We start from the raw sequence: 17,664 nt of genomic DNA on the forward strand, positions 1-17,664 counted from the left end.
TTTTTATTCGTTAGGCTCTAACTCATCATCAAAATCAACCAATGGAGCCTCATCAGCAGTTGACTTTTCTGACCCAAAGGTCATGGAATCCTTGCCCTCACTATCGGGCTGATCCAATTCCTCTTTATTATCCTCTTCCAAGGATGCTTCCAGTTCTGAACTCATGGTCTTGCAAACACTGGCGATGACATCATTCTTCTTTGACAGATTAATCAATCGAACACCCTGTGTAGCACGTCCCATCACACGACATTCTGCAACAGCCAATCTAATGGTGATACCACTCTTATTGATAATCATCAGGTCGTTGTCATCGGTTACGTTCTTAATCGCAACCAGACGTCCTGTCTTATCAGTAATACTCAGTGTCTTAACACCTTTACCGCCACGATTGGTCTTTCTGTAATCCTCTACCAAAGAGCGCTTGCCATAACCGTTTTCACTGACAACCATGACCGTCTCGTTTACAGGATCATTAACAACAATCATGCCTACAACAGCATCGTCACCATCATCTAGTCGCATTCCGCGCACACCTGTTGCGGTACGTCCCATGGTACGAACAGTGTTTTCATCGAAACGCACTGCCCTACCATTGCGGTTAGCCAGAATGAGTTCGTTTTCACCATTGGTCAATCTCACATCAACCACTTCGTCGCCTTCCGCAATATTGATGGCGATGACACCATTGGTTCGTGGACGAGAATAAGCCTCAAGGCTTGTTTTCTTCACGGTACCGTTCTTGGTTGCAAAGACGACATAGTGAGAATTGATGAACTCTTCATCATTCAAGCCACGCAAACGTAAGATGGCATTGATGGCATCGTCACTGTCGATGTTGAGTAAATTCTGGATGGCACGACCCTTGGAGTCCTTGGCTCCCTCTGGTATGTTATAGCACTTGAGCCAATAGCAACGTCCTTTCTTGGTGAAGAACAACATGGTTTGGTGCATGGTAGCGGGATAGATAAACTCCGTAAAGTCTTGATCACGATGTGTGGCACCCTTTGATCCAACACCTCCCCGTGCTTGTTCACGGAAGTCTGATAGTGGGGTTCGCTTGATATACCCAAGATGACTCACGGTAATAACAACAGGATCATTTGGATAGAAATCCTCTGCATTGAACTCATGTTCATCAGGAATAATCTTTGTGCGGCGGTCATCACCGTATTTCTCCTTTACCTCGTTCAGCTCATCCTTCATCACCTTCTTGCAAAGTTCGGGATCAGAAAGAATGTTTTCCAAATAAGCAATGAGTTTTTCCAATTCATCATATTCAGCATGCAATTGATCCATACGAAGTCCTGTCAACTGAGACAAACGCATGTCAACAATGGCCTTACTCTGCAGATTATCCAGGTCAAACCGCTTTTCCAAATTGGTTTGAGCTTCCGAAGGCGTCTTACTACCACGGATGATGTGAACCACTTCATCAATATTGTCGCATGCAATAATCAAGCCTTCCAAGATATGGGCGCGTTCTTGCGCTTTTTTCAACTCAAACTTGGTCCTACGGATGGTTACATCATGGCGATGCTCCACAAAGTACTTCACACATTCTTTCAAGCTCAACAAGCGTGGACGACCTTTAACCAGCGCGATGTTATTGACCGAGAACGAACTTTGCAAAGCTGTCATCTTAAACAACTTGTTCAGAATGACATTGGCATTGGCATCCCGCTTAATGTCAATAACAATACGCATTCCCTGCCGACCAGATTCATCGTTAACGTTTGAGATACCGTCCAGCTTTCCTTCTTTTACAAGAGCTGCTATGTATTCGATGAGTTGCTGTTTGTTAACGCCGTATGGAATTTCTGTGACAACAATCTTATCATGGCTATCATCACTTTCAATTTCAGCTTTTGCTCTGATGATAATACGTCCACGACCGGTTTCGTAGGCATCCTTCACGCCCTGCAGACCATAGATATAAGCCCCTGTCGGGAAATCAGGAGCCTGGATGTGTTTCATCAGTTCATCCAGTTCGATGTCAGGGTTGTCAATGTATGCGCAACAACCTTCTATCACTTCACGAAGATTATGAGTTGGCATGTTTGTCGCCATACCCACCGCAATACCATTTCCACCGTTTACAAGCAGGTTTGGTATTCTGGTCGGCATAACCGTTGGCTCCTGCAAAGTGTCGTCAAAGTTGTTGGCCATATCCACGGTATCCTTATCCAGGTCGTCCATGACATGCTCACCCATCTTTGACAATCTACATTCGGTATAACGCATGGCAGCAGCAGAGTCACCGTCAACACTACCAAAGTTACCTTGCCCGTCTACAAGCGTGTAGCGCATGTTCCAGTCTTGTGCCAAACGTACCAAGGCACCATACACAGAACTATCACCATGAGGATGGTACTTACCAAGCACCTCACCTACTACACGAGCACATTTCTTATATGGCTTGTCACTTGTATTGCTAATACCCAGCATACCGTATAAGATACGACGGTGCACAGGTTTGAATCCATCACGTACATCAGGAAGGGCACGAGCCACAATCACAGACATCGAATAATCGATGTATGACGACTTCATTTCCTCCTCAATGTTAATTTTCATGATCCTGTCATGATCAATTGTCTGATTTTCGTCCATTCAATCGTTAATATAAATATAATGTTAAATTCCGTCTAAAATCGTCTATAAGCACATTTAATTTCGCTCTGTGACGTTTTGCCTATTTATTTCAACATGCTAAAGTACAACTTTTTTCCGAATAAGAAAGGCTTTAAACCATAAAAAACGCAAAAACAAGCTATATTGAGCATATTGGTGAAAGTGGAGTGATGGCAATCGCCTTCACACCTAACGAGAAGCAAACGACTGTGAATTCCCTGCCAGCAAGGATGCTGATTGTTTTTCAATCCCTGCTTTTCTTTGAAACATCAACACGACTAAAGGTCGGTTAAAGAAGATGGTAATAGCGAACAATCAAAGATTTCTATATATAATACTCCTTCCTAGATTCATAAGGATTAACTGTCCTGATTATGGCTTACAAGTTACATGGAAAGCAGTTGTTCGTCTTCCAATTCACAACCACGGAAGCCCATTTCTCTGGCTCGTTTTTCATCGAATACAGAATAAACAGCCGAACCTTCAACACACAATTCACCCTGCCCATTCTCGATGGTTGCATCGATGAACACCAAGTTGCGTCGACGTTCTCGTATATGGGCACGTATGGTCAATTGAGGTTCTGTCGTGGCAACGGGCTGTTTATAGCGAACTTCTAATTTGCTGGTCATGCCGGTAGTCTGTAGTTTTCGGATGACCACCCACCCCGCTATCTCATCGATGAGCGTACTGAGAATGCCACCGTGGATGGTTCCTACCCACCCTTGGTCATGCGTTTGTGGATTCCAAAAAGAGATGATGTCGTCCCCATCTTCGTAAAACTCCATCTTCAACCCCATCTCATTGTCTGGGCAACAGCCATAACAGTTGTACTTATCCACTCCTATCCAGGGATTCTTAATTTTTCTCATGTTACTATATTCTATCAAGTCTGACTATTTATCTCATCGTTATCAGCCCATGAGTGCTCCATCTGCGAGCACTCATTCTAATGCAATAGCGTGCCATCGCTCACACTCAGAAACTCATCTTGAAGCTGAACCTCACTCCGTTCTTTTTAGCATAGGGATGTCCGTTGTAATTGATACGGTGAATGAAGTCTACTCCAAAGAAGTTGAAAATGTTGTGTACGCCAGCTACAATCTCCATATAGGGTACTTTCTTGTCCATGACGTACGCCCCTTCTGGGAAGGCAAATAGCATATTATCGGCCTGGTTGCGCTGCAAAAAGGGATTATTCTTGTCTGTCAAGTCGCCAAACATTCCCTTAAAAGCTACATATTCACGCCACTTCAGCCGTTTGATGAGAGGAATACGATTCAGCAGCTTACCATTCATGTCCCATGACAAAGACCAGAACGCATAGCGGTCTGTCAGAAATTCCATGTTGCGCATCATGGAGAATGTCTCGGGGTGTTCAAAATAGGAAAGGTTCACTGGTGGCATGATCAACAAGGGGAAAGGCACCTTGTCCCACTGTGCACCCAGGTTAACATAGCCATTTAGATAACCCCAACTGCCTAGCCATTGCCGCTTGTAAAACCCTACTTCCGTAAAATTCATCGTATATTGTCCACCCAGGAAGTTTTTCAATCCCATGGTATGGCTAACTTTGAACTCAGGACTATCCAAGTTGATGGGCACTCTTTTCTGTTTGGTGTTCATGAATGTCTGTCCAGGGCAATAACGCAAACCAAGTTGTAGCTCAGTGGTTCTTATCTTGAAAATTTCCTGATGATCACTCATGCGCACGAAGTGCAAGTCACCTGCCACCTCATTGCTCTCGGCTTTGACAGAGGTGTTGACACTGAATCCCCAATCCGTTTCATAAATAAACGACAACTTCTGCCGGTTGTAGAAGTACATCTGCTCCACCTTCTGCGTCTTAAAAGCCATGAAGGCATTATCTTTATTGTGTAGCAAGAACTTATCGGCCGGTGACATCACGTCATAAGCGGTCTCAAAGACCAGATTACGTTGTGGAAACTCAAACGGCGAGTTCTTCTTTTTGTTCAAGGCATAGGTCACCTCTGTACCGTAATAGGTTTTCTGCGACCGTGTTCCGTATGCCACATAGCCTTTCCAAAACAGATGCGGATTGAGTGCAGCCATCGTCCGACCACTGAGTCGGAAACGCAAGCCATCCACAAAGTTGCTCGATACAAGCGTATTGACAGGCCCGATGTCGAACTTGCTTTTGTGCTGGCCGCTGCTTGTTTCCACGTAATTTTCAACAAGCGCTTTGATGCCTACCAACAACCATTTGAAGTTTTTCGATTGCTCCATGCGATGCACGAAAGCATCCATGGACGATTCACCCTTCGTCAATTCCACCGCACGATATCGCTTCCAGAAATCCTCATCCCGAACCATGGCATCGGCCTCGTGCCGCACCTTGGCCCTTCCCTTGAATATCTTGTTGGGCAATTCGTCAAAAGCATAGTCGCTCATGCGGGTATTACGCACGACCAATGCTTTCGAGAGGAAACTCGTCAGTGACAGCTCTGCCCACATATCATCCTTGGTCAGCACCCACTCACCGTTATCAAGCTTGGTGTATTCTTGGTCTACATGCAGTTCATCAACAAAGTTGACATCACTTTTCTTCGGCATGGTCAACTTGCATTTCTTCACATGTAACGTCGAATCGGCCAGGACATACAGCTCTCCGCGGAAGCCAAAGTCTTGCTGGTTGTTAGGAATAAACTGTAGATGATAGCACAAGTCACGATCTACATAGACCGTGTCTTCGATGTAATAGCGATAAAAAGAAATGGCCGTGCGCCCAATGGGACTCACGAAGGGATGTTGAAGCAGCCGAACATAGTCGTCATAGATATCGACATTCGTAAAAACATCCTTCATGATCACGTTCAAGGCTTCACCCGTTTGCAGCATCTTATTAATGCCCTGACTTTGCTGTCCTTTGATAATAGTTTTCTCCGACTTCGGGTTTTTGCGGTAGATGTGCTGAGTTACCGTCTCGTCTACAGAGATGGGCAGCACCAACTTGTTGTTATAGCTGCTGGTTTCAATTTGGTCCAACATCCACTGCGACTTGCTCAATCTGCCGCTTTCTATATCCTCTGGCTTGATGTCATTCAAAGACAGGGTTAGCTTCTGATACTTGTTATACTGATAATAAGGATGATTGTCCAGATGACTTTTCTCCTTGGCTGCGATTACCCGCCGCATCAGCTCCACGGCAGGATTGTTCTTACGCGAATAGCGACCACGCTTACTCTTCACCACCACTTCGTTCAAGCGTTTAGCATCTTCCTTTAAAACAATGTTCAGATGTGGTTCCGTGTTGGCATCTATGTTGATAGACTGCTGCTTAAAACCCACTGAACTGATTGTCATCACCCATCCCTCATGCCGGGCTATGCTGAATTTTCCTTCTATGTCGCTGACAACAGCAATATGATGGCCTTTATACATCACGCTGGCGTATGGAATGGCATACCCATCCTCATCTACTATTACACCCGTAATCTGCGCATGAGCTACAGAGATAAAGGCCATGACTATAAACAGAAAACTAAAAAATCTCTTCACCTTATTATATATAGGGTCACCCGATGGGACAAGTGACGTAATGTCGATACTGTAATTTCATTTTATCCCCAAGGTCTGTCTATCCCCACAGACGGTCAGGGGCGATTTCTCTCTATCATGCAAAGATATACATTATCTTAGAATTTTAAAGAAAACTCTTTGGATATTAATATTTTTTCTATTAAATTTGCACCTAAGTATGGAGCGTCCGCCGCTGTTAGCAGTTATTTTTGGCACCGGTTTTGGAAGCGGATTCTGGCCATGGGGACCAGGAACCGCAGGTGCTTTTCTTGCCACAATCCTGTGGCTGGCAATGGCTGTTACACTCCATCTCACCACCCTATTTGTCATCACATTAATCCTCATCATTGTTTTTACCGCTGTCGGCATCTGGGCTGCCAACCAGTTGGAGCCATTTTGGGGTGAAGATCCCAAGCGTGTTGTCATTGACGAGATGATTGGTATGTGGCTACCGCTGCTGGCTGTACCAGCACACAACGGGTGGTACCTAGCGGCATCCTTCGTCCTCTTCAGGTTCTTTGATATCGTGAAGCCATTGGGTATTAGAGCATTGGACCGCCGTCACGGTGGTTTTTGGGTGATGGCAGACGACCTATTGGCTGGCATTTATAGCCTCATCATCATTCTTTTCACACAATGGGCTATATGAAAAATGCAGTCATTACTTTCGGAAAAGCGCAGATATCGGCTTGGATAGCTTCTTTCATCGACTTTGCCGTCACCATCGGTTTGGCACAATATGCTGAATTATGGTACGGCTATTCTACCTTTATCGGCGCCATCATGGGAGGAATCACCAACTGCATCATCAATTACAAATGGGTGTTTCATCCCGACTCCATCAACAAACGCTACATGGCAGCACGGTATATGATGGTGTGGACGGGAAGCATTCTGCTCAATACCTTTGGCACCCTTGCCCTAACAGAAGCAATTGGTGTGAGCTTTATCATCGTCAAAGCGGCAGTCGCCGTTGCCGTTGCCGTATTGTGGAACTACCAAATGCAACGACTTTTTGTGTTTAACGCAAAACTAAGCCGACCGCTCAAGAGAATAATCAACAAGAAAAAACAGCCTACGGAATTGCCGGAATCTGGGTCCTCCGAGGCGTTTATCTTACCAGACATAGAAAATTGAACACGATGAAATATAGAGACTATTTACAAAAACTTATTTATACCCTCATCAATCCCATCATCAAGGGAATGATTAAGATGGGAATCACGCCCAACATGGTGACAACCATCGGTTTTATCGGCAACGTCGTCGCCGCATTCCTCTTCATCCATGCCAGCCAACTCACACCGTTATCCATGGGTTTTTCATGGATTGGCTGCGGAGGAGCCATTCTCCTTTTCTCCGGTTTGTTTGACATGATGGATGGCCGATTGGCGCGTTTGGGCAACATGTCAACCACTTTTGGTGCATTCTGGGATAGCACTTTGGACCGCTACAGCGAACTATTCTCGCTCTTCGGCATCACGCTTTACCTGATGACCGCCTCTGGAATCTGGGCAGGCGTCATTACATTCCTGGCCCTGGTAGGTTCCATTATGGTAAGTTATGTGCGGGCCCGAGCTGAAGGTCTAGGCATAGAGTGCAAGGTGGGACTGATGCAACGTCCGGAACGTGTTGTGGTGACCGCTCTTGCCGCCATCATCACTGGCATGACCTGCAATCTGTGGTGGCTCATCGGGGGCATGACACTCATCGCTGTTTTGGCCAACATCACTGCTTTTTGGCGCGTGGCGCATTGTTACAAACAATTGAAAGACCGATAGGTGTTCAGCATTTACATCATCCTGTTATACATCGTGTTGGCAGCCTACAAGCCCACACGCAAATTAGCTTTGGCCTTAACCACCTGGGCCTTGTTTGGTTGTACCTATGACGTGATGCGGCTTTACCCCAACTACATGGTCAACCCGATAGACATTCGTGACCTCTATGAGGCTGAGAAACAACTTTTCGGCATCACCACAGCAGCCGGAACGCTCACGCCTAACGAGTTTTTTGCGCAACACCACTGCCAGGCTGCCGACCTTTTGGCTGGCATTTTCTACCTCTGCTGGGTTCCAGTGCCCATTACATTCAGTCTGTACCTTTACCTTAAGGGCGACCGCAAGCATTACCTTCACTTCTCAACGGCATTCCTGTTCGTCAACCTTGTTGGTTTTGCTGGTTACTACATCCATCCCGCCGCCCCACCCTGGTATGTCATGCAACATGGATTCGAACCCCTTCTGTACACCAGCGGAAACGTTGCTGGACTGGGTAGGTTCGACCAGCTCATCGGCATTCCGGTGTTCCAGTCGCTCTATGGCAAAAACGCCAACGTGTTTGCCGCCATTCCGTCGCTACATGCGGCCTACATGCTCGTAACAACTATTTATGCCATTATTAGCCAACAGCGAAAAGCGGTCATTGCCACTTTTGCCATCATCTGCATTGGTATCTGGTGGACTGCCGTGTACACCAGTCACCACTACCTCATCGATGTCGCACTGGGAATCGCTACTTGCGTAATAGCTGTCGTGGTTTTCGAATGCCTACTGTTAAGGATTTCTCCCATCAGAAATGCTTTTAACAACTGCATTCGTCGCATCTCGTAAAATAAAGGCTTACTGGTCCGAAAACAAACTCATGGAGTTTGGCGTTCAAACTCTTTGACTTTGACCTCCAATCTCCATGAGTTTAGCCCCCAAAGTCATTGAGTTTGGCGGAATACCTCAACAACTTGATAATCAAAGAAATATAGTGATGTGTTCTTTGACTTATTTCTATTGTCGGTAGGAATGATTTTTCACAACAAAATTCTGCGACTCAGCCGAAATGAAACGTGCAATGAAATGTCTATAAGTTCACGCTACTGATGTCAACAAGGTTGGTGACAATAGCATAAATAGTAAGACCCGCCGGCGAATGAATTTGCAGTTTTCTGGCTATGTTGCGGCGATGCGTAATGACCGTGTTGATAGAAATGCACAGATGTTCGGCAATCTCTTTGTTCGTCATGCCCTGTACCAAACTGATTACCACTTCTTTCTCCCGATCGCTTAACGCCTCCTGGTTTTGCGGTGTTTGATTGATCATGGATGAAATCTTTACCGATACGTCATTTTTCCTTAACTGCCGCTCCAAATGACGGATGGCCGGTGTGAAGATTTCCTCCTCTACCAATGCGTGCTGCGAGAGCCATTGTTCACAATTATAGAGGTCGTAGAGAGTGGCCGTGAGCTGGTTGTTCCTCAAACCATCAGAGGGTAAATACTTGATAATGATATTCTTGAGTTCTTTCAGCTTAAGATCTGTTTGACCATGATGTTTTGAATAAGTTTCGATATCATAGCTCTCGTTGGCCTTGTTGTTCAGCAAATCGTTGACGTAGGGGAACACGTTCTTTTCCTCATAGCGCATGTGATTTCGGATGGTGTGCGCATATTCATCGTAAATCTTGATGATGAGCCGTGCCAGATTGTCATTTTCATCCAGCGCACTCTCCAACTCTTTGCGGATAAAAGGCAGTTGGAAATCAAGATAATAAGAGTGGCTGGCACTTAGGTATTTAATCAAAGTGGGTATAGACAAACGTTCTACATCCTCGGTGTCACGATACCCATTAATGGTGAGGTTGACAATGGCCAAAAAAGTATAGGTGTCCACATGCTCATCTTCACAAACCTCACGAACGGTTTTATCACCAAAACCAAGGCTAATGCCAAATGAGCCAAGACTTTGCAAAATGCTATAATTGTCTGCGATGATAGAAATGAGCTTATCATCAGCCTCATACATCTTATGAACTTTCATTGTATTGCCCTCATGATTATGTATCAGTTTGCAAAAATATAAATTATTTGCGAATGACGCAATCATAATATTTAGGTATTTGATTGCTAAATGCAAGAAAAAAGCATCTATTTAAAAGTTGTTTCATACCTAAATATAATGAGCCATTCTGTCACCAATCTCCTTCAATAAAATATATAAGCAAGAGGATTTGAACACCTACAAACGAATGAAACAGGTATAGGAAGCAACGTTTGTTCAACAAATTCAAAGCAAAAGGTGCACGCTAAGTCTTGATATACTCAAGGTTTAGCATACACCTTTCCATGGGTACTCTCAATATTTTATAATGGGACAGCAACGTGTAAGATTAAGGTTGATGTTGCTCTCTCAACAAATCATTCACGGTTTTAACGGGGTTGAATGTGGACAACGGAACCTCTACGAACACTGTATTCCAATTACTCATTGCTCCATTCCACAAACCTGGTAACTCTAATGCTTTTAATTCTTTACCATCTTTACTTTTAGTAGAGATAAAACCTGTTTCCTTGTCTACGAAATCGGGCAAGTTGAATGGGTGTCCCTGATAATCTTTCAAAGCGCAAACCAAATCCACCGGATTGAAATGCGTTCCCTCGTTGAACATCTTGACATATTGCTCATTGCTCTTGTCTATCTGACTGGCCTCAAGGATTTGCGGACTGGTAGCACCGTCTTTACCATAAACGATGAAAGGACCTCCGCCCGGTTCACCCACATTTCTAACCATGCCGCACACGCGCAGCGGGCGGTTTAGTTTTCCATGAAGATAAGGGATGAGAACGGCATCCTCCATATGTTTCAACTGCTCATTGCGGCACATCAGGTCGCGCTGTACGAAACGTATGATTTCTTCCAACTCATCATGTGTGAATTTACCGCTGTCCAACAGGCGCAAGTATTTGAAACATTTCTTCTGAAGCTCTATCAACATCCCGCCTATCACTTGCTTGTAGGTAACGGTGTCGGTTTTCAGCCGGTCCGGAACCACGTTGTCGATGTTTTTAATGAAAACAACATCAGCATCAATGTCATTGAGGTTTTCAATCAAGGCACCATGACCTGCCGGCCTGAAGAGCAAGGTGCCGTCATCATTTCTGAACGGTGTGTCATCCATGTTCGCAGCGATGGTGTCGGTACTGGGCTTTTGTTCGGAGAACGACACATGGAATTGTACCTTGTATCGCTTTGTGAATCTATCAACAACCTTTTCAACCCGCTGCTTGAACAGCTCCAAATGCTGGTGTGACACCGTAAAATGAATGTAAGAATCGCCATGACAACTGGCATACAAAGCAGCTTCTACCAAATGTTCTTCCATGGGTGTACGAGGCGCATCATCATATTCATGGAACAACAATAGTCCCTTGGGCAGGTTACCATAGTTGAGTCCTTTCGGCTCCAAAAGGTTCTCCACCACCGTTTTATATTGACCTTGGGCGATAAGCTTAGCTGCTTTTACACCTTCGTTTTGCTCGCATACCTCTGTGAGTTCTTCGTAAAAAGCAAATTTTTTGAGGTTAGTGAAGAACTCTTTTTCGAAATCTGTCGTTGGAACCGTATAGTCGGCATGCAAAAACGCATAGAGATTTTTGAACATACGGCTTGCAGCACCCGAAGCAGGTACAAACTTTACGATGCGATGGTCACCCTGTTTGTACTGGTTCCACACCTCTACATAATGCTTTTTCATTACTTCGTCCAGTAAAACAATACCGTACTCGACACTGGCTGCCGCCTTGATTGGAAGAAATGGGAAACCGTTTTTAATGTCTTCCAGCTGCTGATTGATTTGCTCTTCGGTAATACCTTTTAGAGAAATTTGTTGAAGATCTTGTTGTGTCATATTGAGTTTTTTATAAATTAGCGAAAGGATATAAGTATAAGTTTGCGTATTTGATACAAAGATAGTTACTTTTCATGAAATACACATTAGTTTACAATAAAAACATTATCTTTGCATGTATACTTTAAGGCAAATAGATGGATACAAAGTTTGAATTCTTAGCGTCGGAAAAATCTGAATATATAGCCATATTCAAGCGCATCAAAGAAGCACTTGGTGATTCTTTCCAGGACAACGATGAAGAAAACATCAAATCGCATCTGAAGACATCTCTGGAGAATGGTCAGGTTTCAAGGGATGCCTTCGGGTTGAATCCGATGTTAAACTCGATGCAGACAGCAGAAATTGCCGTCAACGAGATCGGCCTGAAAAGGGATGGCGTGATTGCCATCTTGCTGTATCAAAGTGTGGTCAACGGCCACTTGGATATCCGTGACGTTAGCGCCAAATACGGTGAGGTGGTGGCGCATATCATTCGCGGCCTTGTAAGAATTAATGCGCTGTACAGCAAGAATCCTGTGGTGGAAAGTGAGAATTTCAGGAATCTGCTTCTCACCTTCGCCGAGGACATGCGTGTCATCCTGATCATGATTGCTGACCGCGTGAACTTGATGCGCCATATCAGAGATGCGGAGAACGTGGAGGCAAAGCGACAGGTAAGCGAGGAGGCAAGCTATTTGTATGCGCCCTTGGCCCATAAATTGGGGCTTTATCAACTGAAAAGCGAACTGGAAGACCTAAGTTTGAAGTATCTTGAGCATGACGCTTACTACATGATCAAGGATAAACTCAATGCGACGAAAAAGGCTCGTGACGGTTATATCGCGAGCTTCATCAACCCCATTCGGAAAAAGCTGGAAGATGCGGGCTTGAAATTTCAGATGAAGGGACGCACCAAGAGCATTCATTCTATCTGGCAGAAGATGAAGAAGCAGAAATGCAACTTCGAGGGTATCTATGATCTTTTTGCCATACGTATCATCTTGGACGCGCCTTTGGAGAAAGAAAAGATGCTATGCTGGCAGGTCTACTCCATCATCACGGACATGTACCAACCCAACCCAAAACGATTGCGCGACTGGCTTTCGGTTCCAAAATCCAATGGATATGAGAGTCTGCACATCACCGTTTTGGGACCAGAGAGCAAATGGGTTGAGGTACAGATACGTACCGAGCGAATGGACGAGATTGCTGAGCGGGGGTTGGCTGCGCATTGGCGATATAAAGGCATCAAGAGTCAGGGCAACATCGACGAATGGCTGGCCAGCATAAGAACAGCTTTAGAAGCGGGCGATGACTTGCAAGTAATGGATCAGTTCAAACTGGATCTATACGAAGACGAGGTATATGTGTTCACGCCAAAAGGTGAAATCAAGAAATTCCCTAACGGGGCTACGGTCTTAGACTTTGCCTATTACATCCACTCTGACGTAGGTAGCAAATGTGTTGGCGCACGTATCAACAACAAGAATGTTCCTATTAGGGAACAATTGAAGTCGGGTGACACGGTTGAGATATTGACGCAAAGCAACCAAAAGCCAAACCAGAGTTGGTTGAAAATCGTCAAGACCAGCAAGGCGAAAGCCAAAATACGCCTGGCATTGAAAGAAACCCAGGTGAAAGATGGGCTTTATGCCAAGGAATTACTGGAGCGGAGGTTCAAGAATAAGAAGGTGGAACTGGAAGAAACCATCATGAATCACCTGGTGAAGAAGATGGGATACAAGGAGATATCTGACTTTTACAAGCAAATAGCTGATGAGAAACTTGATCCTAACGACATCATTGACAGGTATGTAGAACTGCGCGACAAAGAATTGAACGTTAACACTCTGAAGGCAGTTCAACGTGCCGATGAGTTCAGTTTGGAGCACCCTGACGGACAAATGACCAGCCAATCTGACGTGTTGGTCATCGACAAGAACCTGAAGGGCATCGATTACACGTTGGCCCAGTGCTGTCATCCTATCTATGGTGACGACGTCTTTGGGTTTGTAACGGTCAGTGGCGGCATCAAAATACATAGGAAAGACTGTCCCAACGCACCGGAAATGAGGAAGAGATTCGGGTATCGAATGGTTAAAGCCAGATGGAGCGGACAAAATGGAGCCTTATACACCATTGTACTGCGCATCATAGGGAATGACGATATCGGAATAGTGAACAACATTACCAGCATTCTCTCCAAAGAAGAGAGAATTGTGATGCGTTCCATCAATATCGATTCAAACGACGGATTGTTCAGTGGTAATCTTTCTGTTCAATTGGATGATGTGACGAAGCTGGATGCTTTGATTAAGAAATTACAAACGGTGAAAGGAGTAAAACAAGTCACCAGACTGTAAATAAAGAAGTTATTTGCCCTCTCTTTTCATACGGACACCAGCAAAGTATCATGATAAAAATCAGTATATTCGCATTGTCTTAGGCAGCAATTATGAAGCAAGTATTTAAGTTGGCGTTGCCATCCATCATCTCAAACATCACCGTTCCACTATTAGGCATCATCGACCTGACCATTGTGGGACACATGGGTGATGTGATTTATATTGGAGCCATCGCCATTGGCACCATGATTTTCAATGTGCTGTATTGGCTCTTTGGTTTCTTGCGGATGGGTACCAGCGGCATGACATCTCAGGCATTAGGACGACGTGATTTGACCGAAGCCATGAGATTGTTGGTTCGTTCGTTAACCATCAGTACGGCCATTGCTGTGATTTTTATCCTCTTCCAGCTTCCAATTCGTTGGGTGGCGCTGACCATCATGCAGCCCACAGAACAAATTGCGGAACAGGCAGCGATTTATTTTTCCATTTGCATTTGGGGCGCACCAGCCATGTTGGGGCTATACGGACTGACGGGATGGTTTATCGGCATGCAAAATACGCGAATTCCCATGTTGGTATCCATCTTTCAAAACATCGTGAATATCGTTGCAAGCGTGACCTTTGTATTTGGATTTAGCATGAAAATCCAAGGTGTAGCGTTGGGAACGTTGACGGCACAGTGGACAGGTTTCCTACTTGCCTTGTACTGTTGGAAGCGATATTATGGCAGGTTAGCGGAATATAATTGGAAAGATGACTTGTTTAAGCGAAGTACGATGGTTCGATTCTTTGCCGTCAACCGCGACATTTTCATACGAACGCTATTCCTGGTTGGTGTCAATTTCTTTTTCATTTCAGCCGGATCGAGGCAAGGAGCCATCATTCTATCTGTCAATACGCTCTTGATGACTTTGTTCACCCTCTTCTCTTACGTTATGGATGGATTTGCCTACGCCGGAGAAGCCCTTAGTGGAAAGTATTATAGTGCAGCGAATAAGCTGGCCTTTGACAGGGTCTATCGTAGCTTGTTCGCATGGGGAGCCATCATGGCTGTGGTGTTCACGCTGGTCTATGCGGTTGGAGGCAATGGCTTTCTGATGCTGTTGACCAACGAAGCTGTTGTCGTGCAAGCAGCCGAAGCATATTTCTGGTGGGCCGTGATGATTCCCCTTGTCAGCGTATCGGCCTTTGTCTATGACGGAATTTTTATTGGACTTACGGCCACGAGGGGCATGCTGGTGTCTTCAGTGATATCAGCTCTTGTCTTCTTTGCGTTGTACCTTGCCCTGCAAAGCTACTTGGGAAATCACGCTCTATGGCTGGCTTTCATTGTCTATTTAGGCTTGAGAGGTGGCATTCAATGGTTGTTGTATCGAAGAATGCATCTGAATTGGGTGCAAAAATAAAATGGCGTCAACACTTTGAGATGCATGCCAAATCAATTATCTTTGCAGTATGGAATTCATATACTTAGCCATAGGACTCGTCGTTGGAGCAATCATTGTCTTTTTCTTGTTAAACGGAAAGCTGAAAAAGCTGGAAACCAAAAACGTTTTGTCTAATCAGCAATTGGCGTACGAACAAGAACTTGGCACACAGTTGCAAGCAGAACGTGACCGACTTCAGCGTGAGCAAGCAGAACAACAGCAACAGTTGATAACCATCAAACTTGAGCTGGAGCGAGTAACCACGCAGTTGGAATCCGAACAAGCATCGCATTCGAAAGAGACAGAAATGCGCCGCGAACAATTTGAACAACAACTGAAGACCGTTCAAGAGCAATTTTCAAATTTGGCAACTCGCATCTTAGAACAGACTTCGGAAAGGCTGAAGACAACCAACAACGAATCGATGGAACATCTAACGAAACCACTTAAGATGAACATCGAACAATTGCAACAAGCCATTCAGCACACAAATACAGAAACATCCAAGAATACTGCCTCGCTATCACAACAACTCAGAGAGATGAGTTTGCAGACACAGAAGATTGAAACTACCGCAACCCGACTGACCAATGTAATTAGAGGAGGAAACAAGGCACAAGGCAATTGGGGTGAACGCATGTTGACAGACATTCTAGAAAGTCAAGGTTACAAGGTTGGTATCGATTACGACATCCAGCATACATTAACAGATGAAAAGGGAAATGCGATTAAAAATGATGACACAGGAAGGCGGATGATCCCTGATGTCATTCTACATTACCCAAACAATGAAGATGTCATCATCGATGCCAAGATGTCTATTGATGCCTATTATCAATATGTAAACACCGAAGAAGAAGCTCTCAAGAAAAAGTTTGCAGCCGACTTGGTGAGCAGTATCCGAACACAAGCCACCAATCTCGCCAAGAAAGACTACAGCAAATATGTGCATTCGCCACGAAAAGCCATTGATTTCGTCATCATGTTCGTTCCAAACGAAGGAGCTTTGCAGCTGGCTTTAGACACGGATCCAAAGATATGGGGCGAGGCTTTCGACAAACAGGTTTTCATCACCAGTCAACAAAACTTAATGGCCATATTGCGTATGATTCAGATAGCTTGGAGACAATATGCACAAACAGAAAACCAAAAGAAGGTTTTCGCCTTGGCTGAAGAATTATTGAAACGCGTAGGTGAATTCATCAAACGATTCGACAAGATTGGCAAAGACATTGACATGCTTCATAAAGACTATGGGGAAGCTTACAACAAAGCTTATACGGGGAGACAGAGTATCGTGCAGAAGGCCAATGAACTGAAAGACTTAGGAGTGAAAGAAAGCGCTAACCAACCGATTCCTATGACCCAACCTGATGTATTGGACATCACAGAAGAAAACGAAAATGAGTAAGACGAAAAAGAGATTGTTATTCGTGTGTTTAGGAAACATTTGCAGAAGTCCGGCGGCAGAGGGCGTGATGAAATCCATTGTCAAGGCTGCTGGCATGGAAGATGAATACGTCATCGACTCAGCAGGCATTGGGGATTGGCACATCGGTCAATTACCCGACCATAGAATGAGAAAACATGGTGCACAAAGAGGATATCGGTTTGACAGCCGTGCTCGCCAGTTCAATGTAGATGATTTCAAAAATTTTGACCATATCTATGTGATGGATCACGAAAATAAACGCATGATTACCGCTATGGCAGCTACCGAAGAAGATGGCCAGAAGGTAGAAATGCTGGCAAGTTACCTGAAAGACAAGCAGAATGTTGATGTGGTACCAGATCCATATTATGGAGGAGATCAAGATTTTAAATATGCGCTTGACTTGATAGAAATCGCTTGTAAAGAGTTATTTATTCAATTACAAAGAGAATAAGCAGGCCATCTATAAATCCCAGTGACACGGTTTAATTGACTAAAAAACAAACCGTACGAATCGCATATTTATAATCTTCTGGCATTTCATCAACGGCACCAATATTCTATGTGGTGGTATCAGAACCGAATTTCTATATTTTTTAATCCTAATAAATGCAATGTATACAT

Annotated in this window: 13 protein-coding genes; 8 read left to right on the forward strand and 5 right to left on the reverse strand. The window is 44.5% G+C overall.

Features of this window, described 5'->3' with window-relative positions; all coding sequences use genetic code 11:
- Positions 1-3 precede the first annotated feature (3 nt).
- The 3 genes from gyrA to HMPREF1254_RS11155 form a co-directional block, all read right to left on the reverse strand.
- Positions 4-2,613 carry a DNA gyrase subunit A gene (gene gyrA, locus HMPREF1254_RS11145; RefSeq protein ID WP_023058823.1) on the reverse strand — a complete coding sequence of 870 codons (2,610 nt, stop codon included), beginning with the start codon at positions 2,611-2,613 and terminating at the stop codon, positions 4-6.
- A 407-nt stretch (positions 2,614-3,020) separates the two neighbouring features.
- Positions 3,021-3,506 carry a PaaI family thioesterase gene (locus HMPREF1254_RS11150; protein WP_036878160.1) on the reverse strand — a complete coding sequence of 162 codons (486 nt, stop codon included), beginning with the start codon at positions 3,504-3,506 and terminating at the stop codon, positions 3,021-3,023.
- A gap of 106 nt (positions 3,507-3,612) precedes the next feature.
- Complete coding sequence (locus HMPREF1254_RS11155; RefSeq protein ID WP_155945472.1) at positions 3,613-6,120, reverse strand: DUF5686 family protein; 2,508 nt, start codon at positions 6,118-6,120, stop codon at positions 3,613-3,615.
- Between the two features lie 232 nt (positions 6,121-6,352).
- Between HMPREF1254_RS11155 and HMPREF1254_RS11160 the strand changes: the two genes are divergently transcribed.
- From HMPREF1254_RS11160 to HMPREF1254_RS11175, 4 genes are read left to right on the forward strand one after another with little or no spacing between them, the layout of a single operon-like run.
- Complete coding sequence (locus HMPREF1254_RS11160; protein ID WP_023058736.1) at positions 6,353-6,823, forward strand: phosphatidylglycerophosphatase A family protein; 471 nt, start codon at positions 6,353-6,355, stop codon at positions 6,821-6,823.
- On the forward strand, positions 6,820-7,311 hold the full coding sequence (locus HMPREF1254_RS11165; RefSeq protein WP_231385856.1) for a GtrA family protein: 492 nt from the start codon (positions 6,820-6,822) through the stop codon (positions 7,309-7,311). Before HMPREF1254_RS11160 ends, HMPREF1254_RS11165 begins: the two co-directional genes overlap by 4 nt.
- Before the next feature lie 5 nt (positions 7,312-7,316).
- A complete protein-coding gene (locus HMPREF1254_RS11170) occupies positions 7,317-7,955 on the forward strand; it encodes a CDP-alcohol phosphatidyltransferase family protein (protein ID WP_023058742.1) in 639 nt (212 codons plus the stop codon).
- Positions 7,956-8,786, forward strand: a complete 831-nt coding sequence (locus HMPREF1254_RS11175; protein WP_023058799.1) for a phosphatase PAP2 family protein — start codon at positions 7,956-7,958, stop codon at positions 8,784-8,786.
- Between the two features lie 241 nt (positions 8,787-9,027).
- Here the strand turns inward: HMPREF1254_RS11175 and HMPREF1254_RS11180 are convergent, their stop codons facing one another.
- Together HMPREF1254_RS11180 and HMPREF1254_RS11185 are read right to left on the reverse strand one after the other, a co-directional pair.
- Positions 9,028-9,984: a helix-turn-helix transcriptional regulator gene (locus HMPREF1254_RS11180; protein WP_023058832.1), complete on the reverse strand. Its 957-nt coding sequence runs from the start codon at positions 9,982-9,984 to the stop codon at positions 9,028-9,030.
- A 349-nt stretch (positions 9,985-10,333) separates the two neighbouring features.
- Positions 10,334-11,851, reverse strand: coding sequence for a DUF4301 family protein (locus HMPREF1254_RS11185; RefSeq protein WP_023058753.1), 1,518 nt, complete (start codon positions 11,849-11,851; stop codon positions 10,334-10,336).
- 137 nt (positions 11,852-11,988) lie between these two features.
- Between HMPREF1254_RS11185 and HMPREF1254_RS11190 the strand changes: the two genes are divergently transcribed.
- The 4 genes from HMPREF1254_RS11190 (at position 11,989) to HMPREF1254_RS11205 (ending at position 17,494) form a co-directional block, all read left to right on the forward strand.
- The gene (locus HMPREF1254_RS11190; RefSeq protein ID WP_023058777.1) at positions 11,989-14,196 is read left to right on the forward strand and encodes a RelA/SpoT family protein; all 2,208 of its coding nucleotides are present in this window, start codon (positions 11,989-11,991) and stop codon (positions 14,194-14,196) included.
- 92 nt (positions 14,197-14,288) lie between these two features.
- Complete coding sequence (locus HMPREF1254_RS11195; RefSeq protein WP_023058773.1) at positions 14,289-15,587, forward strand: MATE family efflux transporter; 1,299 nt, start codon at positions 14,289-14,291, stop codon at positions 15,585-15,587.
- Between the two features lie 49 nt (positions 15,588-15,636).
- Positions 15,637-17,019 carry a DNA recombination protein RmuC gene (gene rmuC, locus HMPREF1254_RS11200; protein WP_023058732.1) on the forward strand — a complete coding sequence of 461 codons (1,383 nt, stop codon included), beginning with the start codon at positions 15,637-15,639 and terminating at the stop codon, positions 17,017-17,019.
- Entirely contained in the window at positions 17,012-17,494 is a 483-nt protein-coding gene (locus tag HMPREF1254_RS11205; RefSeq protein WP_036878162.1) for a low molecular weight protein-tyrosine-phosphatase, read from the forward strand. Before rmuC ends, HMPREF1254_RS11205 begins: the two co-directional genes overlap by 8 nt.
- Positions 17,495-17,664 lie beyond the last annotated feature (170 nt).

The organism is Prevotella sp. BV3P1 (genome assembly GCF_000479005.1).
Lineage (GTDB): Bacteria > Bacteroidota > Bacteroidia > Bacteroidales > Bacteroidaceae > Prevotella.